Origin of the sequence: Commensalibacter sp. ESL0382, assembly GCF_009725775.1 — a bacterium.
Classification (GTDB): Bacteria; Pseudomonadota; Alphaproteobacteria; order Acetobacterales; family Acetobacteraceae; genus Commensalibacter; species Commensalibacter melissae.
In genome coordinates, this window is record NZ_WNII01000009.1 from 185496 (window position 1) to 209558 (window position 24063).

27 protein-coding genes are annotated in these 24063 nt (G+C 38.8%); 25 read left to right on the forward strand and 2 right to left on the reverse strand.

The features are described from left to right. Positions 1 to 16 precede the first annotated feature (16 nt). The 16 genes from GM552_RS03680 to leuB all read left to right on the forward strand — a co-directional run bounded on the left by GM552_RS03680 (position 17) and on the right by leuB (position 15868). The gene (locus GM552_RS03680; protein ID WP_155565321.1) at positions 17 to 1057 is read left to right on the forward strand and encodes a glycosyltransferase; all 1041 of its coding nucleotides are present in this window, start codon (positions 17 to 19) and stop codon (positions 1055 to 1057) included. After that, a complete protein-coding gene (gene asnB, locus GM552_RS03685) occupies positions 1057 to 2835 on the forward strand; it encodes an asparagine synthase (glutamine-hydrolyzing) (protein WP_155565322.1) in 1779 nt (592 codons plus the stop codon). Before GM552_RS03680 ends, asnB begins: the two co-directional genes overlap by 1 nt. A 15-nt stretch (positions 2836 to 2850) precedes the next feature. After that, positions 2851 to 4170, forward strand: coding sequence for a dihydroorotase (locus GM552_RS03690; RefSeq protein WP_370533588.1), 1320 nt, complete (start codon positions 2851 to 2853; stop codon positions 4168 to 4170). A gap of 42 nt (positions 4171 to 4212) precedes the next feature. Next, entirely contained in the window at positions 4213 to 4590 is a 378-nt protein-coding gene (locus tag GM552_RS03695; protein ID WP_155565324.1) for a hypothetical protein, read from the forward strand. Positions 4591 to 4640: 50 nt separating this feature from the next. After that, the gene (locus GM552_RS03700) at positions 4641 to 5324 is read left to right on the forward strand and encodes a tetratricopeptide repeat protein (RefSeq protein ID WP_155565325.1); all 684 of its coding nucleotides are present in this window, start codon (positions 4641 to 4643) and stop codon (positions 5322 to 5324) included. Between the two features lie 2 nt (positions 5325 to 5326). After that, positions 5327 to 6703, forward strand: a complete 1377-nt coding sequence (locus GM552_RS03705; RefSeq protein WP_155565326.1) for a PQQ-binding-like beta-propeller repeat protein — start codon at positions 5327 to 5329, stop codon at positions 6701 to 6703. An 18-nt stretch (positions 6704 to 6721) separates the two neighbouring features. After that, positions 6722 to 8098, forward strand: coding sequence for a ribosome biogenesis GTPase Der (der, locus tag GM552_RS03710; protein WP_155565408.1), 1377 nt, complete (start codon positions 6722 to 6724; stop codon positions 8096 to 8098). 145 nt (positions 8099 to 8243) lie between these two features. Continuing rightward, positions 8244 to 8789 (forward strand): Spy/CpxP family protein refolding chaperone, encoded by a 546-nt coding sequence (locus GM552_RS03715; protein ID WP_155565327.1) that lies wholly within the window; start codon positions 8244 to 8246, stop codon positions 8787 to 8789. 197 nt (positions 8790 to 8986) lie between these two features. After that, positions 8987 to 10375 carry a signal recognition particle protein gene (gene ffh, locus GM552_RS03720; protein WP_198209907.1) on the forward strand — a complete coding sequence of 463 codons (1389 nt, stop codon included), beginning with the start codon at positions 8987 to 8989 and terminating at the stop codon, positions 10373 to 10375. Positions 10376 to 10415: 40 nt separating this feature from the next. Continuing rightward, positions 10416 to 10775: a 30S ribosomal protein S16 gene (gene rpsP / locus GM552_RS03725; RefSeq protein ID WP_155565328.1), complete on the forward strand. Its 360-nt coding sequence runs from the start codon at positions 10416 to 10418 to the stop codon at positions 10773 to 10775. A 31-nt stretch (positions 10776 to 10806) separates the two neighbouring features. After that, positions 10807 to 11364, forward strand: coding sequence for a ribosome maturation factor RimM (rimM, locus tag GM552_RS03730; RefSeq protein WP_155565329.1), 558 nt, complete (start codon positions 10807 to 10809; stop codon positions 11362 to 11364). Then, positions 11348 to 12061 carry a tRNA (guanosine(37)-N1)-methyltransferase TrmD gene (gene trmD / locus GM552_RS03735; protein ID WP_110438905.1) on the forward strand — a complete coding sequence of 238 codons (714 nt, stop codon included), beginning with the start codon at positions 11348 to 11350 and terminating at the stop codon, positions 12059 to 12061. The genes rimM and trmD overlap by 17 nt, the downstream gene beginning before the upstream one ends. A 27-nt stretch (positions 12062 to 12088) precedes the next feature. Then, positions 12089 to 12475: a 50S ribosomal protein L19 gene (rplS, locus tag GM552_RS03740; protein ID WP_110438906.1), complete on the forward strand. Its 387-nt coding sequence runs from the start codon at positions 12089 to 12091 to the stop codon at positions 12473 to 12475. Between the two features lie 127 nt (positions 12476 to 12602). Beyond that, a complete protein-coding gene (gene leuC / locus GM552_RS03745; protein ID WP_155565330.1) occupies positions 12603 to 14006 on the forward strand; it encodes a 3-isopropylmalate dehydratase large subunit in 1404 nt (467 codons plus the stop codon). After that, positions 14006 to 14641, forward strand: coding sequence for a 3-isopropylmalate dehydratase small subunit (gene leuD, locus GM552_RS03750; protein ID WP_155565331.1), 636 nt, complete (start codon positions 14006 to 14008; stop codon positions 14639 to 14641). The genes leuC and leuD overlap by 1 nt, the downstream gene beginning before the upstream one ends. Before the next feature lie 117 nt (positions 14642 to 14758). Beyond that, positions 14759 to 15868: a 3-isopropylmalate dehydrogenase gene (leuB, locus tag GM552_RS03755; RefSeq protein WP_155565332.1), complete on the forward strand. Its 1110-nt coding sequence runs from the start codon at positions 14759 to 14761 to the stop codon at positions 15866 to 15868. A 295-nt stretch (positions 15869 to 16163) separates the two neighbouring features. On the opposite strand, the gene rpsU is transcribed toward leuB, so the two are convergent. Further along, entirely contained in the window at positions 16164 to 16367 is a 204-nt protein-coding gene (rpsU, locus tag GM552_RS03760; protein WP_084440514.1) for a 30S ribosomal protein S21, read from the reverse strand. A gap of 164 nt (positions 16368 to 16531) precedes the next feature. Here rpsU and GM552_RS03765 point away from each other — a divergent pair, with 164 nt between their 5' ends. From GM552_RS03765 to GM552_RS09055, 3 genes are read left to right on the forward strand one after another with little or no spacing between them, the layout of a single operon-like run. Continuing rightward, positions 16532 to 17080 carry a MarR family winged helix-turn-helix transcriptional regulator gene (locus GM552_RS03765; protein ID WP_162988571.1) on the forward strand — a complete coding sequence of 183 codons (549 nt, stop codon included), beginning with the start codon at positions 16532 to 16534 and terminating at the stop codon, positions 17078 to 17080. Continuing rightward, a complete protein-coding gene (locus GM552_RS03770) occupies positions 17067 to 17789 on the forward strand; it encodes a response regulator transcription factor (RefSeq protein ID WP_110438910.1) in 723 nt (240 codons plus the stop codon). The genes GM552_RS03765 and GM552_RS03770 overlap by 14 nt, the downstream gene beginning before the upstream one ends. Positions 17790 to 17818: 29 nt before the next feature. After that, positions 17819 to 19219 (forward strand): ATP-binding protein, encoded by a 1401-nt coding sequence (locus GM552_RS09055; RefSeq protein ID WP_155565334.1) that lies wholly within the window; start codon positions 17819 to 17821, stop codon positions 19217 to 19219. A 2-nt stretch (positions 19220 to 19221) separates the two neighbouring features. Here the strand turns inward: GM552_RS09055 and GM552_RS03780 are convergent, their stop codons facing one another. Next, positions 19222 to 19848 (reverse strand): outer membrane protein assembly factor BamE, encoded by a 627-nt coding sequence (locus GM552_RS03780; RefSeq protein ID WP_155565335.1) that lies wholly within the window; start codon positions 19846 to 19848, stop codon positions 19222 to 19224. A gap of 105 nt (positions 19849 to 19953) precedes the next feature. Here GM552_RS03780 and GM552_RS03785 point away from each other — a divergent pair, with 105 nt between their 5' ends. The 6 genes from GM552_RS03785 (at position 19954) to GM552_RS03810 (ending at position 24021) form a co-directional block, all read left to right on the forward strand. Beyond that, positions 19954 to 20484, forward strand: a complete 531-nt coding sequence (locus GM552_RS03785; protein ID WP_155565336.1) for a DUF177 domain-containing protein — start codon at positions 19954 to 19956, stop codon at positions 20482 to 20484. A 227-nt stretch (positions 20485 to 20711) separates the two neighbouring features. After that, on the forward strand, positions 20712 to 20915 hold the full coding sequence (rpmF, locus tag GM552_RS03790) for a 50S ribosomal protein L32 (protein ID WP_155565337.1): 204 nt from the start codon (positions 20712 to 20714) through the stop codon (positions 20913 to 20915). A gap of 80 nt (positions 20916 to 20995) precedes the next feature. Next, positions 20996 to 22036 (forward strand): phosphate acyltransferase PlsX, encoded by a 1041-nt coding sequence (plsX, locus tag GM552_RS03795; RefSeq protein ID WP_155565338.1) that lies wholly within the window; start codon positions 20996 to 20998, stop codon positions 22034 to 22036. A gap of 35 nt (positions 22037 to 22071) precedes the next feature. Next, positions 22072 to 23037 carry a beta-ketoacyl-ACP synthase III gene (locus GM552_RS03800; protein ID WP_155565339.1) on the forward strand — a complete coding sequence of 322 codons (966 nt, stop codon included), beginning with the start codon at positions 22072 to 22074 and terminating at the stop codon, positions 23035 to 23037. Between the two features lie 112 nt (positions 23038 to 23149). Then, positions 23150 to 23455 carry an integration host factor subunit alpha gene (locus GM552_RS03805; RefSeq protein ID WP_155565340.1) on the forward strand — a complete coding sequence of 102 codons (306 nt, stop codon included), beginning with the start codon at positions 23150 to 23152 and terminating at the stop codon, positions 23453 to 23455. Between the two features lie 11 nt (positions 23456 to 23466). Beyond that, the gene (locus GM552_RS03810; protein ID WP_155565341.1) at positions 23467 to 24021 is read left to right on the forward strand and encodes a MerR family transcriptional regulator; all 555 of its coding nucleotides are present in this window, start codon (positions 23467 to 23469) and stop codon (positions 24019 to 24021) included. Positions 24022 to 24063: the final 42 nt, after the last annotated feature.

Sequence of the window (24063 nt, forward strand, 5' to 3'; positions counted from 1 at the left end):
AATAAGTTTTGTAAATATGAGCAATCCATCAAATTTCCGTATTGCACACATTATGGCGGGAGCGGTTAATGGTGGGGCAGAATTGTTTTTCGAGCGATTATGTATTGCCCAGCATCTTCAAAAATTGTCTGTATTACCTATTATACGGAAAAATTCCGATCGTAAACGGAAATTTACCGAGGTTGGTTTATTCTCCCATGAATTACGATTCGGTGGGTTGTTGGATCTTTCAACGAAGTATGAACTAAAAAGAATTCTAAAGGATTTTTCACCAAGAGTAGCGGTGGCTTGGATGAACAGGGCGGCCTCTTTTATGCCAAGGGGTGATTGGATAAACGTGGGACGTTTAGGCGGGTTTTATGATTTAAAATATTACAGGCAATGTGATCATCTGGTTGGAAATACCAAAGGAATTGTAGAATGGATCAAAAACCAAGGATGGCCGGAAAATCGCGTTCATCATGTTCCCAATTTTGCAAGAACATTTCCCGATGCATGTGCAAGACGCCCCTCTTATATTCCCAATAACGCACCGTTTTTACTGGCGTTGGGTAGACTGCACGTTAATAAAGGATTTGATATCCTTATAAAGGCGATGCCTAATCTTGCAAATACCCATTTGCTTATAGCTGGGGAAGGTGAGGAGCGTCAGAAGCTTGAAAATTTGGCAAGATTCTTAAAGGTTCAAGATCGTGTCCATATGCCGGGTTGGATTGCGGATATATCAGGTATTATCCAGGCTTGCGATATTCTGGTTTGCTCCTCTCGTCATGAACCTTTGGGTAATATAGTTCTAGAAGGTTTTTCCGCGACTAAACCGGTGGTTGCATTGGCTGCGCAAGGACCTGTGGAATTGATAGACAATGGGAAAAATGGTCTCCTAACCCCTCTGGAAGATGAAACAGCCTTATCAAAGGCTATCGCGTCCTTGACAAATGATGCGGCATTATCTCAAAGAATTGCAATTGCAGGACGTCAAAAATTCGAAAGGGAATTTAGTCAGGCGACTGTTTTACAAAAATGGTATGAATTTTTAACGAGAATTGAGAAAATCTGATGTGCGGAATAGCAGGAATTGCCTTGAAAGATGGTCACAGCATTTCTGAACATCAAAAAAAGATCTTATTGGAGGCTTTGCATCACCGGGGTCCTGATGGAAACGGATCATGGGAAAATAGTCATGTTGTTTTGTTGCATTCGCGTCTTTCTATTATTGATATAGAAGGGGGAAAACAACCTCTATCCAATGACAGTCAACAGGTTTTGATTGCAAATGGTGAAATATATAACAGTCTTGAATTACGCCATCTTTTTAAGAATTATATTTTTAAAACGGGAAGCGATTGTGAGGTAATCCTTCCCTTATGGCAGAAATTTCATGCCGATTATGTGAATTCCCTACGTGGCATGTATGGAGTTGCCATGGTTGACATAGATGAAAAAACGCTTGTTTTAAGCCGTGATCCCTTTGGTATAAAACCTTTATACTATGCTAGTGTAGAACAGGGTGTTGTATTTGCTTCTGAAGCGCAAGCAATTATCAAGGCAGGTTTTGTTAGGCATGATGATATAAATCAGTCTGCAGTCGATACATTGTTGCAATTGCAATTCATACCGGGCCATAAAACAATCTATAATAATATTTATCGGATTTTACCTGGTGAAACCCTGATAATCCGAAATGGTGAAATTATTCATCGGCAAACACAGTCTTGTTTTCCAAAAACAAGGTCTATGATTACAGATGAGAAAAAAGCTTTAAATCAGCTTGATAGTCTTTTGGAAGATTCGATTCGTATTCATGAACGTTCTGATGTGCCATTCGGACTTTTTCTATCAAGTGGTGTCGATAGCTCAATTATATTGAAAATGATGCAGCGTCTGGGACGAATTAATCGTCTTCATGCCTGGACAGCCCGTTTTGAGATAAATAATGATTCTGGCTATGTTAAGGATGAAGCATTGCAGGCGGCATTATTGGCAAAGGAAATAGGTATTCAACATCATTGCGTCACCATAAATCAGCAGGATGTTTTCAGACATTTACCTAAAATTATTGCTTGTATGGATGATCCTGTTGCCGATTATGCAATTATCCCAACATGGTTTCTTGCAAATGAGGCCAGATCCATAGTTAAGGTTATTTTATCTGGTGAGGGTGGTGATGAATTATTTGCAGGTTATGGACGATATCGTAAAGCGGCAAAATCTGTTTGGCTAGGCGGTAAAAGACTTTATCGCAAGGGTATTTTTGAACGAGACAATTTTTTCCTTCATTCCGTTTCCAGCGAATGGCAAGATTATTTCAGATTACAATATAAATTGCAGGATAAAAATGATTCACGCCTGAAAAATGCTCAAAAAATTGATATGAATGATTGGTTACCCAATGATCTTCTAATCAAGCTTGATCGTTGTCTCATGGCTCATTCTATTGAGGGAAGAGTCCCATTTCTGGATAAAAAAATTGCAGCATTCGCCTTCAATCTTGAAGATCATTTGAAAATAAGAAATGGCCAAGGGAAATGGATATTACGCAAATGGCTTGAATGGCAGTTTCCTCTAGCACAACCTTTTGCCAAAAAATCTGGATTTAGTGTTCCAATTGGTTTGTGGATCGAACAGCACGCCAATGAATTGGCCCAGGCGGTTTTTTGTCAGACAGATATTGGTAACAAAATTTCCTTATCAAATGTGAGATCTTTATTTGAAAAGGCATCTGGACGCAAGGAACGATTTATGGCTTGGAATATTCTATTTTATGCAATATGGCATCAGGTGCATATTGTTGGGAAAAATCCGCTGGGAAATGTTTTAGAAGTTTTAATGGATTGATAAAGGATTTTGCTTGTGCATTACGATCTGATAATTAAAAATGGTAATTGTGTTTTACCATGGGGACAATATGAAACCGGTATTGGTGTAATCAAAGGGCGTATTCAATCCCTGTCTGTTCAATCAAGTGATGCTGCTGAAAAGATTATTGATGCGAAGGGTCTTTATGTTCTTCCAGGTTTGATGGATTGTCATGTGCATTTTCGCGAACCGGGAAATGCCATGGTTGAAACAATTGAAACCGGGACAAAAGCGGCAGCGATGGGTGGATTGACCACTGTTTTTGATATGCCCAATACAAATCCTCCCACAGCGGATAAGGAAATGATCATATGGAAACAAGAAAGGGCAAGGGAGACAAGCTGGGTTAATTTTGGATTTTACGTTGGTGCCACACGGGAAAATACGCAAAACCTATCCAAGCTCGAAACGATGAGAGGGGTGTGTGGTATCAAGGTTTACGCCGGCTCTTCAACCGGTTCCTTAATGGTGGAAGATGATGAAAGCCTTGAAAATATCATGCGGTATGGTCATCGTCGAGTATGTTATCATGCCGAGGATGAATATCGTTTACAGACTAGGAAAAAGTTATTCTGTGAAGGTATGCCTTACGAAAATCATCGTTTGTGGCGTGATGAGGAATGTGCATTTCTTGGAACACGACGTATCATAAAATTAGCCCGTAAAACAGGTCGACCCGCGCATATCTTGCATACAACGACACAGGAAGAACTTGAATGGTTGGTTGATTATAAAGATATCGCAACCGTTGAAGTGCTAGGAAATCATCTAACCCAAATCGCACCGGAATGTTATGAACGGTTAGGAGGTTTGGCGGTGATGAATCCTCCTATCCGTGATAAAAGACACTATGATGCGTGCTGGAGAGGGATTGAGAATGGTGTGGTTGATATCGTTTCCTCGGATCATGCGCCCCATGATCCAGAAGCCAAGGCAAAACCATGGCTATGCTGTCCATCAGGAATGCTGGGTGTACAGACTCTCGTGCCACTCATGTTGAATCATGTAAATGAGGGACGATTATCGCTTGGTCGTTTGGTCGATTTAATGGCATCTAATCCGGCAAGAATATATGGCATGCCTACAAAAGGACGAATTCAGGTCGGTTATGATGCGGATTTCACCCTGGTTGATATGAAAACAAATCGTCGTATCACCAATGACTGGATCGTTTCACCTGCAGGTTGGACACCTTATGATCAAATGGAAGTGACAGGATGGCCTGTTGCAACAATCGTAAAAGGTAAAATCGTGATGCAGGATAATGAAATTTGTGGGAAACCTGACGGAGATTTGGTAGATTTTCTACCATGAGTCTGCATCATATCTAACTTTATCATCGAAAGGAAATATCCGATGAAAAAATTCATTTTGACCGCTATGATTGGATTTTCTCCAATACCCGGCGTGGCTGCTTTTGCACAGGATTGGACTGCATCCTGTGGCAATGAACCCAAGTCACCAGTGATAAACGTAAGCAATGTTACCAAATACAATGCCAGTGTTGAGCAGTTTAATAATTATAACAAGGCTGTTCATGTGTATTATGCATGTATTTCAAAACAGGCGCATGCAAAACAGGTTGCCATTAGCCAAAAAGCAAAAAATGAAATGGAATCGATCCAAAAAGTTAGCGCTGAAATGAATGCTAGAATTACTGCCAACCTTACTAAAATGCGTGCCACGATTGTCGATGGAAGTAAAAAATTAAAAAATGCAACAGGTGGAAAATAAAAAAACTGCCAAATTCAAGTAATAATAAACGCACAAAGGAGAAACTGTAAGTGTCAGAAGACCTGTTTAAAGAAATAGATGAAGAATTACGGACAGAAAAACTGCATTATTTTATGAGACGTTATGCTAAATTGGCAATAGTTGTTATTATTGCTGGTCTGGCCGTATTTGGTCTTTTACAGTTTAATCATTGGCAAAAGCATAAGAAAATTGTAAATGCATCAAATTCTTATATGCAGGTCATGCAAAAAACAGTACAGTTATCTCCTCAATCCAAAGATGATAAGATGGTTGACCAGATCATTGGTGAATTCAACCATATATCCAATCATTCTCCCCAATCTATACGGGCATTGGCACAATTAAAACAAGCATCATTACTACTGGATCAGGGAAAGCTTAAAGAGGCATCCGCAATTTGGGAAGCTTTGAGATTTGATAAAACTGCATCGCCTGATTTTCGTAATCTGGCTAATTTATTGTGGATTGAAAACCATCTTGATAATGTAGATCCAGGTGAATTACATAATCGTATCAGAGAATTGTTGGATCACAAGACTCCCTGGTATGCTTTGGCACGAGAGTGTGAGGCGATTTTGGATCTTAAAACTGGTAAAGTTATAGAGGCGAAACAGGTTTTTGGACGTTTATCTACGGATATGAATGCCAGTCCAGAACTACGGAAAAGGGCAAATGTGATGTTGCAGGTTATTGCAGCGAATAAAAGGGTTTAACGATGCAAGATATTCTACCTATAAAAAAGAAATTTTCACGTCGATCGATTCTTGCGACAACCGCAACTGGAATGGCCTTGGCAGCTTGCGGGCATAAGGATAATAAACCTGTTATTATTGGTAAACGAATAGACGTTTTTAGTACTGGTGCCGGACTGATGGTCGATCATAGTGACAAAACTCCAATCACTATTCCATCACCAGTTATCGACGAGAAATGGATGCTTGAGGGAAGAACGGCTGATCATGCCTCAATTCACAGTGCGATGGGTGGCGTGCGTAGAATGTGGAGTTGCAGTATCGGATCAGGAAATTCCGAACCAAGCCCTTTATCCTATATTGCGCTGGGATCAAAAGGCCAGGGCATCATCAATACAACTCCGGTTATAGATGGCAATCATTTTTTCACAATGGATGCTGTGGGTAAGGTAACTGCGTTTGATTGGCAATCACGTAAGTTGCTATGGCGGCTAAATCCCAAAAAGAAAAAGTCAAGATCAAGTAATTTGGGAGGTGGTATTGGATTAACCGAGGATGCTTTATATATTGTGGATGGCGTGGCCGAAACTTTGAGGGTGGATCGGGAAACGGGAAAGGTTGTATGGCGTGTGGATGTTGGTACACCTGGTCGTTCCGCACCAACAATCGTAAACCAGTTATTGTTTTTTGGCACCATTGATGGACGGTTATTTTGTTTGGATACAAAAACGGGAAATCAGTTATGGTCCTATAGTACAGGCAGTGTTCAAACAAAATTATTTGGTCAGCCAGCACCAGCCTATTCAGAAGGCATTCTTGTCGCAGGCTTTGGATCAGGAGATTTGATTGCGTTGCGGGCAAATACCGGGGAGCAGATTTGGACTGATACGCTGGGTCGAAATGGCCGTAATGCTTTTGTGGATTTTGCGGCAATCAGTGCGCTTCCTGTAATTGTTGATGGTACGGTATATGCTATAAGTATCGGCTCAATCTTGGTGGCACTGGATTTAAGGTCTGGTCGACGTATTTGGGAACGTGAAGTTTCAGGTCAAAATTCAATGGTTGTTATTGGCGATTGGTTATTTGTTCTTTCCCTTGATCAGCAACTGGCTTGTCTTGACCGTGTAACGGGTCGGGTTCGTTGGGTCACTCAACTGAGACGTTTCAAGAATATGGAAAAATATAAAGATTCCATTGCTTGGTATGGTCCTGTATTGGCAGGCGGACAACTTATCTGTATCAGTGATTTTAACGATATTGGACTGGTAACCTTCAGTCCGGCATCAGGTAAAATAACCAATATTGTTAAAACAGGTATAACTCCCGCTCTAGCTCCGGTGGTTGTAAATGAGCGTTTGCTGATTCTGGGGCAAGATGGTAAGTTAACTGCTTTTGGTTAGGAAATAAAATACGTGACATTGGCTAAACACAAATTGCCTGTTATTGTGATCGCGGGTCGTCCTAATGTCGGTAAATCGACATTATTCAATCGGCTGGCGGGAAGACGCTTTGCAATTGTAAGCGATCAGCCGGGGGTGACACGAGATCGGAAATCAGTTGACATTCTTCTAAACGATCGCCCCGTTACCTTAATTGATACGGCTGGATGGGAAGAGGATGATCCCGAAACTGTTCATGGTCGTATGCGTATATCCTCCGAACGGGCGGTTGATATGGCAGATGTGATTCTTTTTTGTGTTGATGCCAGAATGGGCATAACACCTGTTGATGAACATTTTGCTCAATGGTTGAGAAAACAGGGGCGTAAAATTCTTTTGGTTGTGAATAAGGCCGAAGGTCATTCCGGAAATGTAGCCGCCTTGGAAATGTATAAATTTGGTTTGGGGGAACCCATTCCTGTTTCTGCAGAGCATGGTGAAGGTATCATGGATCTTGTAGACCGGATTGAGGTGGAGCTTCCAATTGAACAGTTCCAGGATAATTCGGCATTAAATATATCATTGGAAAACTCTGAAGATAAACCATTGAGATTGGCAATTGTGGGACGTCCCAATGCCGGCAAATCAACTCTGATCAATCAATTGATAGGGGAGCAGCGTGTAATTACCGGGCCGGAAGCTGGATTAACGCGGGATTCAATTTCAGTATCCTTTCATGATGAAAAAGGGGAAATTGAATTGGTTGATACCGCCGGATTGAGGAGAAAAGCCAGAATTGATGAGACACTTGAAAAAATGTCTGTCTCTGCCAGTATTGAAGCCCTTAAAATGGCCGAAGTGGTTGTCTTGGTTATTGATGCTGAATTGGGCATTCATGAACAGGATTTACAAATTGCCCGTCTAATTGAAAGAGAAGGACGCTGTTGCGTTATTGCGCTTAATAAGTGGGATATTTTAAAGGATAGCGTGGCCACCCGCCAGAGTATAAGAGATAGAATTGAGATGTCGCTTTCACAAATGCATGGCATTCCTATCATTGCTTTTTCAGCTCTTACAGGTCGAGGGGTTCATAAATTAATACCCGCGGTTCGAAAAGCCTATGATGTTTGGAACAAACGTATTCCGACAGGGGAATTGAACCGTTGGTTTGAAGAGGCTATTTTGAGGCATGCCCCTCCCATGATTGATGGACGCAGATTAAAATTACGTTACATCACGCAAGCCAAGGCCCGACCACCAACCTTCATATTATTTGGAACTAGAACTTCAAAACTTCCCCTGGATTATCAGAGATATTTGATGAACGGTTTGCGTGAAATTTTTGATATGCCTGGAACGCCAATCCGTTTGCAATTCAGAGATAGCAAGAATCCATATATTCATGAAAAACAATGAAACTCAAAAAACACATTTTTAAAATTATTTTGTAATAAATATAAAAAATCTTCATACTTTTGCCTAAAACTTTGATAAAATTGAACTAAGTGATAAAAGAGTCCAAACCTTTTATTGCTTTTCAATAAAGAAAGGATGGCTTTTTATGTTTAATAAGAAAATGTTAACCTCTTTGGCTGTTGCCGGCGGTCTAAGCCTTGGCAGTATGGTATCCGCAATGGCCCAACCTGTTGGAATGGCACCTCCACCTCCCGGTGGCATATTTGGGCCTGCGGTTGGTCCATTGGGATACATGTTCGAAAATCTTAATCTTAGCGCCGAACAACAGGCAAAAGCCAAGGTAATCGTCGATAGTGCTCGATTAAAGGAAGAAACCACTCGTCAGCAAGTTGAGGCTGTACATAGAGATATGGCAAATGCTTTATTGGCACCTGGTAAAGTAACAAAAGGAAATCTTGATCCATTTGTGGATAAATTGGAAAAACTTCACAGAGAAACTGCTGAAAATCATACCAAGACATTACTTGCCCTTCGTAACATTTTGACGCCAGACCAGTTGGTTCAGTTAAAAGCGCGTATCATCAAGATGAAGGACATTCATGGTCAAATGCAGTTATTGCGTGGACAGATGCGTCAAACAGCAACAAATGGAACCGCAGCACCAATGGTTGCGCCTAACCAAGCTCAATAATAATCAATAATTAGCTGAAGCTTTTTATAAGAAGCATGGTGACAGATAGAATTGAACAACATGCTTCTTATTAAACAATTATTCAATTGACAACTAATTAAAAATCAGGTTAATTCTATTTTCTAGATTAAGAAACGTTACCTCACGAAGGCTCGTGCAGTAACGCGTTATTTATTGTGTAAATGTAGGAAAAAAACGTGTTTAACCGTTTATCTGGTAAACTTTCTGGTGTATTTGACGGACTTTCGAAACGGGGGGCATTGTCTCAGGAAGACGTTAATGAGGCCATGCGTGAGATCCGTTTGGCAATGCTTGATGCTGACGTTGCTTTGCCTGTCGTCAAGGAATTTGTTAAAAAGGTTCAGGAAAAATCTGTTGGTCAGGAAGTCTTGCACAATATTTCACCTGGTCAGGCAATTGCCAAAATTGTAAATGATGCATTGATTGATGCATTGGGTGGATCAGGTGCTGTACCTCTTGCATTGAATGCTGCGCCACCTGTTCCTTATTTGATGGTGGGTTTGCAAGGATCTGGTAAAACCACGACTTCGGCAAAGATTGCATATTTCCTAAATCGTCGTGAACGCAAGAAAATATTGCTTGCCAGTTTGGATACCTATCGTCCTGCCGCCCAATTGCAATTGCAGCAATTGGCCAATCAGATACGCGTAACTGCATTACCAATTATCGAGGGACAAAATCCATTGCAAATTGCCAAACGGGCCATGGAGATCGGTCGTTTAGAGGGATATGATATTGTTATCCTGGATACAGCTGGACGTTTGGCGATTGATGATGTTTTGATGCAGGAGGTTCAAAATATCAGAGATGCGGTTCAGCCTGTTGAAACCCTTCTTGTCGTTGATGCTATGACAGGGCAAGATGCGGTTAACACAGCCAAGCATTTCAATGAGAAAGTTGGGATTACGGGTGTTGTTATGACCCGTATGGATGGGGATGCACGAGGTGGTGCCGCATTATCAATGCGGGCAATTACTGGCGCCCCAATCAAGCTGGTTGGTATGGGTGAAAAGGTTGATGCGTTACAGGAATTCTATCCCGAACGTGTCGCCAGCCGTATTCTGGGATTGGGAGATATAGCGGGGCTGGTTGAAAAAGCTTCTGAAACTCTCGATACAGAGGAAAATGAACGTCTTGCCAAGAAGATGCTCAAGGGAAAATTTGATTTGAATGATTATTCGACTCAAATTTCACAGATAAATAAAATGGGATCAATTTCCAACATTATGGACATGATCCCAGGTATGGGAAAAGTTAAAGAAAAACTTGGCAATAAAGAGATAGACACCTCGATTCTTAAACGTCATCAGGCCATTATTTCATCAATGACTAAGGCCGAACGTAAAAAGCCTGATATTATTAAGGCATCTCGTAAAAAAAGGATTGCGGCAGGATCGGGGACAACAGTTCAGGAAGTCAATCGGTTGTTAAAACAATATGATCAGATGGCTTCCATGATGAAGCGGTTTAACAAGCTGGGCGTTAAAGGTTTAATGCGACAGGGGTTATCTGCTCTTTTACCTAAAGGAATGACGCCTCCACCTGGTGGTGGGATGATGCGTTAGTTTCTTTCATTAATGGCTAGAATCTGGAGAAAAAGAATCAATGAGCCTTAAAATCCGTTTATCCCGTTCAGGGTCAAAAAAACGTCCATACTATCACATAGTTATTGCTGATAGCCGTTCACCTCGGGATGGACGTTTTATTGAAAAAGTGGGTTCTTATAACCCCATGCTTCCTTCCGATCATGCTGAAAGAGTTCGTTTGTTTAATGAACGGATTAGTTATTGGTTGACAAAAGGGGCACAGGCAACCGATCGTGTTGCACGTTTTTTGGCAAATGCTGGTTTGGCGGAAAAATTTGTCTATAACGAACAGCCTCAGAAGTCTGCGCCGAAGAAAAAGGCCCGGGAACGTGCTGAAGCCGCAGCTAAGAAAAAAGAAGAAGCTGAAGCTGAGGCTTAATTGTTGATTATTGAATAAGGTTGCCCCTTTGATGAAAAAACAGTTGGTTCATGTTGCAACGATCGGGAAACCCCATGGCGTTAACGGGCTGGTAAGGGTTTATTCGTATCTGGAAAAGGCAGCAGATCTACAAAATTACAAGGAACTGATTGATAATCATGGGGAGCGCTGGTCTTTAATCTGGAAAAATGAACCAATTGCCATCCTTTATGATGGAAATAAAAATCCTGTTGATTCCAGAACAAATGCCGAACATCTGACAAACCGTAAGTTATACGTAACAAGAGATTCTTTTTCAGATTTGGAAGAAGAGGAATTCTATTTGGTAGATTTAATTGGTTTGCAGGCTCGTGTTCAGAAAATCAATCAGCAAAAGGAAGCGTTTGGTATCATTGATCATGTCCATGATTATGGTGCGGGTACCAGTCTTGAAATCAAACTGGATTCCAAAGAAATCATTATTGTTCCTTTTACAAAGCAATGTGTACCGGTAATTGATCTTGAAGCGGGATGGGTAAAAATCTGTTTACCTCATTTTATTGAGGTTTCACCTAATGAAGGTAATAAGGGAAATGTGTTGGCAGATTGAATTGTTGACTTTATTTCCTGAGATGTTTCCCGGCTTTTTGGAATTTTCCCTGGCGGGCAAAGCATTAAAAGAGGAAAAATGGACTTTGAAAACGCATGATTTGCGTCAGTTTGGTCATGGCAAACATAAGGCTGTTGATGATACGCCGTTTGGTGGTGGGGCAGGAATGGTTATTCGAGTGGATATACTTGATGCTGCCTTACAGGCTACTTTACCGCAGGATGATCGTCCAGTTGTTTATTTTTCGCCGCGAGGACGTGTATTGCAACAAAAAGATATTCTGCGGTTTGTATCAGGGAGTGGTTTATATTGTATTTGTGGTCGCTATGAGGGGATTGATGATCGGATATTTCAAAAATATTCAATAGAGGAGATTTCTATTGGAGACTACATTCTTTCTGGTGGTGAGCCTGCCGCACTTGTTTTAATGGATGCCTGCATACGTCTGTTACCTGGTGTTATGGGATCTGATACCAGTGGGGAAGAAGAAAGTTTTTCTGAAGGTCTTTTGGAATATCCGCATTATACGAAACCTGCCAAGTGGCAGGGATATGACGTGCCCGAGATTTTACTTTCAGGACATCATGGGGCAATTGCTGCATGGCGTCAAGAACAGGCTGAAATGGTGACCAGAATGCGCAGACCAGATTTGTGGGACAGTTACCAGCGTAACAGTAACCTTAAAAATAATGACTGAATTTATATATTGTTAAAGGAAAAGATGATGGATATTATTCAAAAATATGAGGTTGACGAAATTGCTCGTTTAACAGCAGATCGTGCCATTCCTGAATTTTTCCCTGGGGATACAGTACGAGTTGATGTTCGTGTTGTTGAAGGGGAACGTAAACGTGTTCAGGCTTATGAGGGTGTCGTAATTGCACGTTCAAATAAGGGACTAAATAGTAATTTTACCGTTCGTAAAATTTCAAATGGTGAAGGAGTGGAACGTGTGTTTCCTCTTTATTCTCCAACAATTTCTGCGATTACGGTTGTCCGTCATGGTCATGTTCGTCGCGCAAAACTATATTATTTGCGTGGTCGTAGCGGTAAGTCAGCCCGTATTGCAGAACGTAATCGCGATGTTAATAAAAAAACAGAATCTGTTTAACAGGTTGAACTGATTTTTTATTTTATATTCTGATAATTTATAAAAATTATCAGAATAAATTATTTTAGTTTCTTGATATTTTGGATATATAAACTTATTGAATATAAAATTTTAAAAGGATAAAAAAATGAAAGCTCGTACTTTGTTTGATAAGTTGTGGGATAGTCACGTGGTAAAACAACTTCCAAATGGTACGGCACTCCTTTATATTGACCGTCACTTAATTCATGAGGTTACTAGCCCGCAGGCATTTGAAGGGTTACGGTTGGCTGGACGTAAAATTCACAGTCCGGAAGCGATGATGGCAGTTATTGATCATAATGTTCCCACAACAGATCGGGATAAACCGATGGAGGAAGGAGAAAGTCGTCATCAGATAGAAGTTTTAGAGAAAAATGTTAGGGAATTTGGTGTCCCATTCATTCCATTAAAATCTGCCCGTCAGGGGATCGTCCATGTTGTTGGACCCGAGGAAGGGATAACATTACCAGGTATGACTATTGTTTGTGGTGACAGTCATACTTCTACCCATGGTGCATTTGGTTCGCTGGCTTTTGGTATCGGAACTTCAGAAGTTGAACATGTGATGGCAACTCAAACCTTGCTACAGAAACCAGCCAAGAATTTTAAGATTAATATTGAAGGTAAATTAAAACCAGGTGTAAGTGCGAAAGATATTATTCTTGCTGTTATAGGAAGAATTGGTACAGCTGGTGGAACAGAACATGTAATAGAATTTACTGGTTCAGCGGTCAGAAATCTTGATATGGCAGGGCGGATGACCTTGTGCAACATGGCTATTGAAGCTGGTGCCAGAGCCGGGATTATAGCACCTGATAAAGTTACTTTTGAATATATTAAGGGGCGTCCATTTGCACCAAAAGGGAAAAATTTTGATGACGCTGTAGCTTACTGGAAAAGTTTGGCTTCTGATGATGGGGCGCATTATGATAAAGTTGTAGATATAGACGTCAACAATCTTGATCCTATGGTAACATGGGGAACAAGTCCAGAAGATGTGATATCTATTAAAGATAAAGTGCCAGATCCAGAAAAATTGAAGGATGAATCTCAACGTAAAAGAAAAAAACGCATGTTGAACTATATGGATCTGAAAGTTGGTCAACCGATTGCCGGTACAAAAATTGACGCTGTTTTTATTGGCTCTTGTACAAATAGTCGTATAGAAGATTTTCGGGCTGCGGCATATATTCTTAAAGGGCATAAAATTGCAGATCATGTCTGGGCATTGGCTGTACCCGGATCTGGATTAATTAAGAAACAAGCTGAATCCGAAGGATTGGATAAAATATTCAAAGAGGCAGGTTTTGAATGGCGTGAAGCTGGTTGTTCCATGTGTTTGGCAATGAATCCAGATCGTTTGGAACCAGGACAAAGATGTGCTTCCACATCCAATCGTAATTTTGAAGGTCGTCAAGGTCCTGGCAGTAGAACACATTTAGTATCTCCAGCCATGGCTGCCGCTGCTGCAATCAAAGGTGAATTAACGGATGTAAGGGATATGATGTGATGGAAAAATTTGACAGTTTGACAGCAATTGCAGCTCCATTACCCGAAGAAAATATTGATACTGATAAAATAATACCGGCTCGTTTTCTCAAAACGACCAAAAGAAGTGGTTTGGGTAAATTCGCTTTTTATTCTTGGCGTTATGATGATAATGGAAATGAACGAAAAGATTTTATACTTAATCGTGACCCGTATCGTCAGGCGAAAATTTTAATCAGTTATGAAAATTTTGGTTGTGGTTCGTCCAGGGAACATGCGCCATGGGCTTTGCTTGATTTTGGAATACGATGTGTAATTGCACCTTCCTTTGCGGATATTTTTTTTAATAATGCATTTAAAAACGGAATATTGCCGATAAAGGTGCCTAGGGAAATTTGTGAACAATTGGTTGAGGATACCAAAATGGGAGCAAATGCTCGTATATCGGTTGATTTGGTACATCAAGAAATTATACGACCTGATGGTGAAAAAATTAAATTTGAAATTGATCCATTACGCCGTCAATTGCTTTTGGAAGGTTTGGATGATATTGGTCAAACCATGCAACATGTTGAATCAATTAAAAATTTTGAAAACAACAGAAAAGAAAAGCAACCCTGGTTTCCTGAGATAGTAATTGATGAACATAATATATAATTAATTCTATTCATAAATGGTTCATTTATTTAACTGAGCCATTTTTCATATGTAATTAATTTCAAAAATAGGTATTAGTTTTTAGATTGAATTATTTTTATTATTGCGAGAATTTTTATGACAAAAGAAAAAAAAATTTTGGTATTGCCAGGGGACGGGATTGGTCCAGAAATCATGGAACAGGCTGTAAAAGTACTTGAATGGGCAGATAAAAACTCGACGTTATCTTTCAAGCTTGAATATGAAGTGGTTGGAGGTGCATCCATAGATCAAAATGGAATACCATTAACTCAAGAGGTTATTGAAAAAGCAAAAAAAGCTGATGCGGTTCTTTTTGGAGCTGTTGGTGGACCGAAGTGGAATAATATTGATTTTAATAATCGACCTGAATTAGGGATTATTGGTTTACGTAAAGAACTTGGTTTATTTGCCAATTTACGTTCAGCGATTGTTTTTGATTCTCTGATTGAGGCCAGTTCAGTTAAACCTGAGATCATTAAGGGTTTGGATTTAATGATTGTTCGCGAAAGCACAGGAGGCGTTTATTTTGGTTCTCCCAGAGGAATTGAAACATTACCTGACGGAACTCGTAAGGGAATCAATACAGAAGTTTATACAAGTAAAGAAATCGAAAGAATTGCCCGTGTAGCTTTTGAGTTGGCTCGTCAACGCCAAAATCATGTTTGTTCTGTTGATAAATGTAATGTGATGGAAAGCGGTCTTTTATGGAAGGAAGTGGTGACAGAGATTCACCAAAAAGAGTATCCAGATGTCAATTTATCTCATATGTTAGCAGATAATTGTGCAATGCAATTGGTCCGTCAACCCTCACAATTTGATGTTATTCTGACCAGCAATCTTTTTGGGGATATTCTGTCAGATTTGGCTGCAATGCTGACGGGAAGTTTGGGTATGTTGCCTTCAGCTACACTAGGGGAGAAACAGTCAAATGGGGTTATTCCAGCATTGTATGAACCAATTCATGGCAGTGCTCCAGACATAGCTGGACAAGGAAAAGCCAACCCCTTGGCACAAATTCTTTCTTTGGCGATGATGTTGAAATATTCATTTAATGAACAACAAAATTCACGGAAAATCGTAAATGCATGTAAATTGGTATTAAACCAAAATTATCGTACACCGGATATTATGAGTATGGGAAAAAAAGAGGTTAACACGCAAGAGATGGGAAAACTTATTCTTGATCATTTAAATGGAAAAAATTAAAAATATTGAATATAAAGTTTTTAACATAACTTTTGATAAATTATTATTCATTAAATGAATAAGATCAATTACAACGATATGTAAGGTTATGTTCAGCATAGGAAATGCTGGTAATCAACATTATCAATATAATATTTTGGGCAAATTTAATTCGTATCTAATATTATTTGCTCAATTTAGATTAATGGATTTTTGGTGATAAGAACTGATATTGTAAAATGTAAATTTACTTTAGAATATATCTTATAAAAGAAATATCATTTAATTTCTTTTATAAGAATAAAACTTTTGCGGTTTAAAAACCTTCACGTTCCAAACGTTTACGTTCCATTTTACGTGCACGTCTTACAGCTTCTGCAGCCTCACGGGCACGTCGCTCAGAGGGTTTTTCATAATGGCGACGAAGTTTCATTTCACGGAAAATTCCCTCGCGTTGCATTTTCTTTTTTAAAGCTTTCAAAGCTTGATCAACATTATTGTCTCTAACCAAAACCTGCACTTGGTCATCATCTCCTGTTAAAGTTAAAAGTTAAGTAATAAGGTATATAGTGTATATCAATGTTTATAATTGTTATAAGTTTACCGCAAACATACTCTATTTTATTTAAAAAGAAAATAGATTATTATTGTCTCACGGTTTTCAACTTATATAAAGTTTTTTATTTGTCTCGTTCTATAAATTTTGATTTACCTTTATACAAAGCTGGTGAAGAGTTATTATTTCTGCATGAAGATAAAATTCGATTTATGCAGGATATATTTTTTTTTATCCATCATGAAGCCATGTCTATCGTTGAACCAATATTAGATGAATATAGAATTGGGTTGGCTCATTTTCGATTGATGCAATTTATCTGTCATTATCCTGGGATTTCGGTAGGTGAGCTATGTTCAATGCTTGGAATTACAAAACAAAGTTTGAATCGCGTATTAAGAGAGACGCTTGAACAAGATTTTGTCTATTTTCAGCAAACTCCAACAGATCGCAGGAAAAAAGTGTTATTCTTGACAAAAAAAGGGAAAAAACTAGAGGAGGAACTTTTTAGTCTTCAACGCAAACAATTTGTTCGCGCTTTTAGAGAGGTTTCCAATAATACATATATAGAAGGATTCCAGCGTATATTATATGGTATGATCAGTAAAAAATCCAAAAAAATGCTAGAAAATCTTACCATTCGTAAAATTAAAGATAAAAATAATGTCGGAAAATAACAAATCACCAAACGAAAAAGATATTTTACATATTTTAGTTATTGATGATGATCCGCGTTTACGCCGGTTGTTACAGCGTTATTTAAGTGAAAATGGTTTCCGGATCAGTGGAGCGGAATCAGCATATGAAGCGCGTCAAATGTTAAAGTTTTTGCAACCTGATGCATTGGTACTGGATGTTACAATGCCAGGTGAGGATGGTTTGCAATTGACACATTCCCTTCGGGAGGAAGGCAAGGATATGCCGATCATCCTTTTGACAGCCAGGGGAGAACCGGAAGATCGCATAGCTGGATTGGAAGCTGGTGCAGATGATTATTTGGGAAAACCTTTCGAACCCAAAGAGTTGTTGCTTCGGCTGAAAATTCAGTTTCGCCGATTGACGCAACCCATTGCAGCGGAAAATATACGTTTAATTCGTCTTGGAAATATGGAGTTTGACCCTGTTCGAAATTTGTTATGCGATAAAAATGGCATTATTCATTTAACAGGGGGGGAGATAGCCTTGTTAAGGGTATTGGCGGCGCAACCTAATGAGATTTTATCCCGTGAGGAAATCGTTCAAAAAATTGGAATGGAGGAAATTGGTGAGCGTGCCGTTGATGTTCAAGTAACAAGGTTACGAAGACGTATTGAGACGGACCCTCGACAACCGCAATTTTTACATACCGTAAGGGGTAAAGGGTATGTTTTAAAACCTGGATATTGAAAAATTAATTAATAACAGAAAATATAATTGTGAAAAATTCATATACGAATTTAAAAATTCCAAATTATTTTATAAATCGTAAATTTATTGTTGAACGCACTGTACGACGAATTTTGCCGCGCTCTTTATTTAGTCGTTCACTTTTGATGATTTTAATTCCATTGATTGTTACGCAAACAATTTCACTGGAATTGTTTTATGGTAATTATCTTAGTACTGTTTCTCGTCGTTTGACAGATACTGTTGGCAGTGAGGTTGAGTTCATCGTCAATCAGTTTAACCAAACTAATTCGAGAGTAAAATGCAATCAAATTATTGAGGATGCACAAAAATATTTTCAATACTCGATTACCTGGCGCAAAGGTCAAATATTCCTTGGAAACTCAAGAAAAAAATCGAATATTATCGGACCTGTTGATGAGCTTCTCAATCAAACCCTGACGGATCGACTTGATGAACGGTTTGTTGTTGACTGGTTCAGTATAAAAGATCAGGTCAAGATATCCATAGAATTAAAACAAAGTGTAGTGGACATTCTAATACCCAAAAAAAAATTAACGGCTGGTAGTGTTTGGCTTTTTATTTTCTGGATTGTGGGAAGTGCCTTGGTTTTGTTTATAATGACTTCTGTTTTTGCGTGGATACAGTTCAGGGCCATTCGAAGATTATCCAGATCTGTTGAAAAATTTGGTAAAGGGATTGATCCAGGTAATTTACATCCTGATGGTTCAAGAGAACTAAGGAATGCAGCAATTGCCTTTAATGTCATGCGTGAAAGAATTTTAAGATATGTCAAACAACGTACTGTTATATTGGCAAGCGTTTCTCATGATTTGAGAACGCCTTTGACTCGATTAAGGCTGAGTTTAGCCATGCTCCCTCAAAAAGGAATGTTTAATGCTGAGGAACAGGTTCAAGATATCTTGGAAATGATTACCGACATTGAGGAAATGGAACAAATGATTTCTGCTTACCTTTCCTTTGCAAGGGGTGAAGGAACGGAAGAACCGGTTCTAACAGATGTTTCTCAGTTAATTAAAGATTGTGTTGCAGCAGCATCTCGGGCTGATACACGATTTTTGTCAGTTGAAATTGATCATGACCTGCCAGATTTGATTATTAGACCTCATAGCATACGCCGAGTTTTTTCCAATATTTTAGATAATGCTAAAAGATATGGGGGGGATGTAAAACTAAGGGTTCATATGAAAGGAAAAGGAATACAGTTCATCATCGATGATGACGGTCCAGGAATTGAAATCGAAAGAAGGGAAAGTGTATTCACGCCATTTGAGACAGGTAATAGACAAAAAGGGACCGGATTGGGATTGTCTATTGCGAAAAATATAATTCAGGGACATGGTGGTGATATAAAATTAGAAACCAGCCCATTGGGAGGGCTGAGAGTAATCATATTTATACCCAGATAGTTTTATGGCAATGTATTTCCTGAGCTGCCAGGTCCACCCGTTGTAAGTGGATTGCTTGAGAAAGGACCACCGTTACTGTTCGGTCCGAAGGTACTTCCAAGTCCCATTGCACTTAGTGGAGAGTATTTGCCAATATTTCCTAATAATTGCTGGAAAAAATTAGTTTTTGTTCCAGGAGTTGGAGTTACCTCTGATACCATGCTGACATTTTTAGCGTCTCTTTTACCCAATTCTTGAATTTTTGTTAATGTCCCACTTTCATTAAAATATAAGGAGAGCACTTTTTGTTTTTTTATTCCTGGATAGGAAAGCGGGACAAGATGAGTCATCATCGATATGTAAATCCAGTTATTATTATTAAATGTCGCGTAGGTTGTAGGAGATCCCAAAATGTCGATAACATCTGATTTACTGGTACTGTTAACTTTTAATGCAGAAAGGTCATTTTTTTCAATTATTGTTCCTCTTGGCATTGGAGGGGGGGAGAGAACTGAGCAGGCGGAAAATAATAGGCTGCAAGAGATTAAGGAACCTAAAATAATATTCTTGCTTGTTTTTTGCTTAAATTGAGGACAGGATTTATCTTTAAGAAGGGATACAAGAGGTTTTTTGTTGAAGCTGGAAGGCATAATGAATACATGATCCTCAAGTTAAACGAAAAATTAATCTTATAATTAAAGAGGTATTGTAGTTTAAATTAAACTGCAACAAAAAAAAACATTAGAAAGAAAAAAATGAATAACTGTTGCGAGTTTTCAAAAAAAATATTTATCAATCAAATACAAAAAAAAGAATTCAGGGTTACCATTGAAGCAAATAAATCAGAAAGAAAGGCTTTGGCTGAGCGGTTTTCAATTCCTGAAATTCTTTCTTTGTCATGTTTTTATAAATTGGCTTATTTTCATGGTGGGCATATAAGGGCGCAGGGAATACTGAAAAGCAGCATAATACAAAATTGTGTTGTTTCCCTAGAGGATTTTCCGGTTGATATCGAAGATGGATTTGAGTTGATTTTTATACCTTTGTCTCAAGTTTCAAGTGAACTGGAGGAGCTGGATGATCCAGATATCATTCCTTATGATAATGACTATATTGACATTGGAGAAGTAACCGCACAGCAACTAGCATTATTACTGGATCCTTATCCTCATAAGCCAAATGTTGAAAAAAAACTGATAATCAAAGAGAAAGATTTGGAAATACAAGGGACTAAATGTAAAAAAGACAGTCCATTTAAAATTTTGGAAAAATTGAAAAAGGATTAAAAATTATTTTTTTATAATATATTTGTATATTAATATTCTTGTTATTTTAATCAATTAAAGTATATTGTTTTTCAAAAGTGTTAGGGAAACCTTGATACGCTTTTTCAAGCTTGCTTAAAAGCCGATATTCTGTTAGACAGGTTGCTTCAATTTGAAAGTTCAATCATGTCGAATGAAATTGGTTATACTGGTTAAATTATTAGATAAATTAGGATAGGAGGGATCCCATGGCTGTTCCAAAGAAGAAAACGTCACCATCACGTCGTGGAATGCGTCGTAGTCATCATGCTTTACGCACTGAGGCTTATGGTGAATGTGCAAATTGTGGTGAACTGAAACGTCCACATCATGTATGTAGCCACTGTGGCTATTATGATGGTCGTGAAGTCGTCGCTGCCGGAGATGCTTTGAAGACCGCAGTACATCAATAAGACTGGAAAGCGTATTATAAATACCGATAACAACATTTTGATGTTAAGTTTAATGGTTTTTATAAATTGTAACTGTATTTATGACTGCAGAATCAGATATTCAAACGAAGCCTCAATATGATCTTGCGATTGATGCAATGGGGGGGGATCATGCCCCTGAAATTGTTATCAAGGGTCTTGAGATTACAGCCGTTAGACATCCAGAAGCAAAAATACTGTTAATCGGAGATAAAGAAAAATTGTCTCCGTTACTGAAAACATATTCCAAGGCAGCCAAAATATGCGATGTTCAGCATACAGACGTGGCTGTTCCAATGGAAATGAAACCTACTTCCGCTTTGAAATTACGAAATTCATCTATGCGTCTTGCCATGCAAAGTGTTGCATCGCAACAAGCCAAAGGGGTTGTTTCTGCCGGAAACAGTGGTGCAATGTTAGCACTGGCACAGGTTATCGTTAAAACGATGCCTGGTATTGCACGCCCGGCAATGGCTGCGATTACTCCAACAGCTAAAGGTGATATTGTAATGTTAGATCTGGGGGCGAATGTTTCCTGTGACAGTCGAAACTTGGTTGATTTTGCCATAATGGGTAACGCTTTTGCAAAAGCTGTGCTTGGTTTGCCTAAACCCACAATTGGACTTTTAAATGTTGGTTCAGAAGAATTGAAGGGTGATGATCGTCTTAGAAATGCAGCCGAAGTGTTGCGGAATAGCCCTTTGTCCGGACAATTTTATGGATTTGTAGAGGGACACGATATAACGGCAGGTACAACAGATGTTGTTGTTACAGATGGATTCACTGGAAATATTGCATTAAAAACAGGTGAGGGTGCCCTCAAACTCGTTTTTCACCTTTTAAAACAAGTTTACAGTTCTGGCTTGCGAGGAAAGTTGGGCTATCTGTTTGTTCGACCCGGATTGGAACGTATGCGTGAATGGCTGGATCCCAAACGTTACAATGGGGCAATTTTCGTAGGTCTAAACGGGGTTGTTGTGAAATCTCATGGAGGTACGGATGAAGAAGGTTTTGCATATGCCGTGGATGTTGCGATGGATATGATCAAGCACGGATTTTATGAAGAAATCCTTACGGGTTTATCACAGGTAAATCCACAGTAATAGCGGTTATATTAAATTAAAGGGTTTCTATAGGAATGATTTATCGTTCACAACTTGTTGGATTTGGTGGATATTTACCTAAGCGTATCTTAACAAATGATGATTTGACATTGATGGTAGATACATCTGATGAGTGGATTCGTGAACGTACAGGTATTCGCGAACGTCATATTGTCTCGGAAGGTGAGACATGTGTTTCCATGGCTGTTGAGGCCGCAAGGCAGGCAATTGAATATGCAGGGATGAGTGTGCAGGATATTGATGCAATTGTTGTCGCGACTTGTACACCTGACAAAATATTTCCAAGTACTGCGGTTGAAATTCAAAAAGCGCTTGGAATAAAAAAGGCTTTTGGATTTGATGTTTCATCTGCCTGTGCTGGATTTGTATTTGGATTATCAGTTGCAGACAATTTTATTCGTTGTGGACAGGCAAAAAATGTATTGCTGATAGGTAGTGAGGTGTATTCTCGAATTCTTGATTGGAAGGATAGAAGGACCTGCGTTTTGTTTGGTGATGGTGCGGGTGCTGTTGTTTTAAGTGCTGTTAACACGGAGACCGAGAGAGGAATTCTTGGATGCTATCTTCATACGGATGGTCAATATGCGGATTTATTATATGTGGAAGGCACACCAGCAAAATTTCAAGATCAATGCTTTTTACGTATGAAAGGACAGGAAGTTTTTCGTCATGCAATAACAAAACTATCCGAGGTTATTGAAGAAGCGCTAAATGATCACAATCTAATATATCGTGATATTGATTGGTTGGTTCCACATCAAGCAAATTTACGGATTATTTCACGTATGGGTGCAAAAATCAAATTACCCTCTGAAAGGGTGATTGTAACTGTTGATCGGCATGCCAATACGTCTGCGGCATCCATACCGTTGGCCTTGAATGAAGCAGTGAGAGATAATCGTATGAAAAAAGGTGATTTAATCGTAATTGAAGCAATAGGAGGCGGTTTAAGTTGGGGGTCTGCATTGGTAAGATTGTAAATATATTTTTAAAAAATTAATTTAAAAATAATTCAGAATTTATTTGGTAACACTATTGAATAAATGGTGTTAGACTTGTCATTTCAGTAACGGATTGTAATTATTTTAGACTATGCAAACTTTAACTCGTGCAGGATTAATTGAAAAACTTTATAGTCATATTGGCTTATCCCGTAGTGAATCAGCTCAATTGCTAGAAACGGTTTTGGAAAAAATCGTTACAACCTTGGAAAAGGGTGATTCGGTTAAAATCAGTGGATTTGGTACTTTTTCTGTCCGAAGAAAAGGAAACAGAATTGGGCGTAATCCTAAAACAGGTGTCGAGGTTGAAATTGAACCCAGATATGTTTTGAGTTTTCGCTCCAGTCAGAAATTGAAAAAAAATGTTAATGAGGGTATGATTAAAAAATCTTCTTGAAAGGATAAATAATGACCCAAGGTAACTCTGCTCAGATTATTAGTCAATCGAATGAAAAAGTAGATCCTGATTCAGAAGATAATGGAGTTACCAAAAAGGAACCTGGGGCTTTCCGTACTATTAGTGAAGTGGCTGATGAAATTCATGTACCCCAACATGTTCTGCGTTTTTGGGAAACGCGTTTTCCTCAGGTACAACCAATAAAACGAAGTGGTGGTCGTCGTTATTATCGTGTTGAAGATATAACGCTTCTAAAGTATATATCTGAACTTTTATATATCCAAGGATATACGATAAAAGGTGTTCAGCGTCTTTTACAAGAAGAATTATTGAATAATAAAGTTTCGGATAATGAACAATTAAATTTTAAATCGGAATCTGATATATCGATAACAAATGAATCTCAATCCCCAAATGATGATCTGACAAATACAGCTGAAAATAATCAGCAAGATTTACGTAAGGAATTGGAAAAATTGAAAAATGAAAAATCAGTGCTGATTGATTCATTAAAAAATGTTTTGGTTGAGTTGCAAGAATTAAGAAAAATAATAGCTAAGGCTTAATTTTATATTGATCCAAATAAAATTGACTGCTATATGGCTGTA

What these genes read in the sequence shown, in the direction of transcription:
- GM552_RS03705 (WP_155565326.1), top strand. Translation starts at nt 5,327, where the DNA reads ATGCAAGATATTCTACCTATAAAAAAGAAATTTTCACGTCGATCGATT.
- plsX (WP_155565338.1), top strand. Translation starts at nt 20,996, where the DNA reads ATGACTGCAGAATCAGATATTCAAACGAAGCCTCAATATGATCTTGCG.
- GM552_RS03805 (WP_155565340.1), top strand. Translation starts at nt 23,150, where the DNA reads ATGCAAACTTTAACTCGTGCAGGATTAATTGAAAAACTTTATAGTCAT.
- GM552_RS03780 (WP_155565335.1), bottom strand. Translation starts at nt 19,848, where the DNA reads ATGCCTTCCAGCTTCAACAAAAAACCTCTTGTATCCCTTCTTAAAGAT.
- GM552_RS03680 (WP_155565321.1), top strand. Translation starts at nt 17, where the DNA reads ATGAGCAATCCATCAAATTTCCGTATTGCACACATTATGGCGGGAGCG.
- leuC (WP_155565330.1), top strand. Translation starts at nt 12,603, where the DNA reads ATGAAAGCTCGTACTTTGTTTGATAAGTTGTGGGATAGTCACGTGGTA.
- asnB (WP_155565322.1), top strand. Translation starts at nt 1,057, where the DNA reads ATGTGCGGAATAGCAGGAATTGCCTTGAAAGATGGTCACAGCATTTCT.
- rimM (WP_155565329.1), top strand. Translation starts at nt 10,807, where the DNA reads ATGAAAAAACAGTTGGTTCATGTTGCAACGATCGGGAAACCCCATGGC.
- trmD (WP_110438905.1), top strand. Translation starts at nt 11,348, where the DNA reads ATGTGTTGGCAGATTGAATTGTTGACTTTATTTCCTGAGATGTTTCCC.
- rplS (WP_110438906.1), top strand. Translation starts at nt 12,089, where the DNA reads ATGGATATTATTCAAAAATATGAGGTTGACGAAATTGCTCGTTTAACA.
- leuD (WP_155565331.1), top strand. Translation starts at nt 14,006, where the DNA reads ATGGAAAAATTTGACAGTTTGACAGCAATTGCAGCTCCATTACCCGAA.
- GM552_RS03810 (WP_155565341.1), top strand. Translation starts at nt 23,467, where the DNA reads ATGACCCAAGGTAACTCTGCTCAGATTATTAGTCAATCGAATGAAAAA.
- rpsP (WP_155565328.1), top strand. Translation starts at nt 10,416, where the DNA reads ATGAGCCTTAAAATCCGTTTATCCCGTTCAGGGTCAAAAAAACGTCCA.
- GM552_RS03785 (WP_155565336.1), top strand. Translation starts at nt 19,954, where the DNA reads ATGAATAACTGTTGCGAGTTTTCAAAAAAAATATTTATCAATCAAATA.
- GM552_RS03715 (WP_155565327.1), top strand. Translation starts at nt 8,244, where the DNA reads ATGTTTAATAAGAAAATGTTAACCTCTTTGGCTGTTGCCGGCGGTCTA.
- GM552_RS03695 (WP_155565324.1), top strand. Translation starts at nt 4,213, where the DNA reads ATGAAAAAATTCATTTTGACCGCTATGATTGGATTTTCTCCAATACCC.
- GM552_RS03770 (WP_110438910.1), top strand. Translation starts at nt 17,067, where the DNA reads ATGTCGGAAAATAACAAATCACCAAACGAAAAAGATATTTTACATATT.
- GM552_RS03800 (WP_155565339.1), top strand. Translation starts at nt 22,072, where the DNA reads ATGATTTATCGTTCACAACTTGTTGGATTTGGTGGATATTTACCTAAG.
- leuB (WP_155565332.1), top strand. Translation starts at nt 14,759, where the DNA reads ATGACAAAAGAAAAAAAAATTTTGGTATTGCCAGGGGACGGGATTGGT.
- rpmF (WP_155565337.1), top strand. Translation starts at nt 20,712, where the DNA reads ATGGCTGTTCCAAAGAAGAAAACGTCACCATCACGTCGTGGAATGCGT.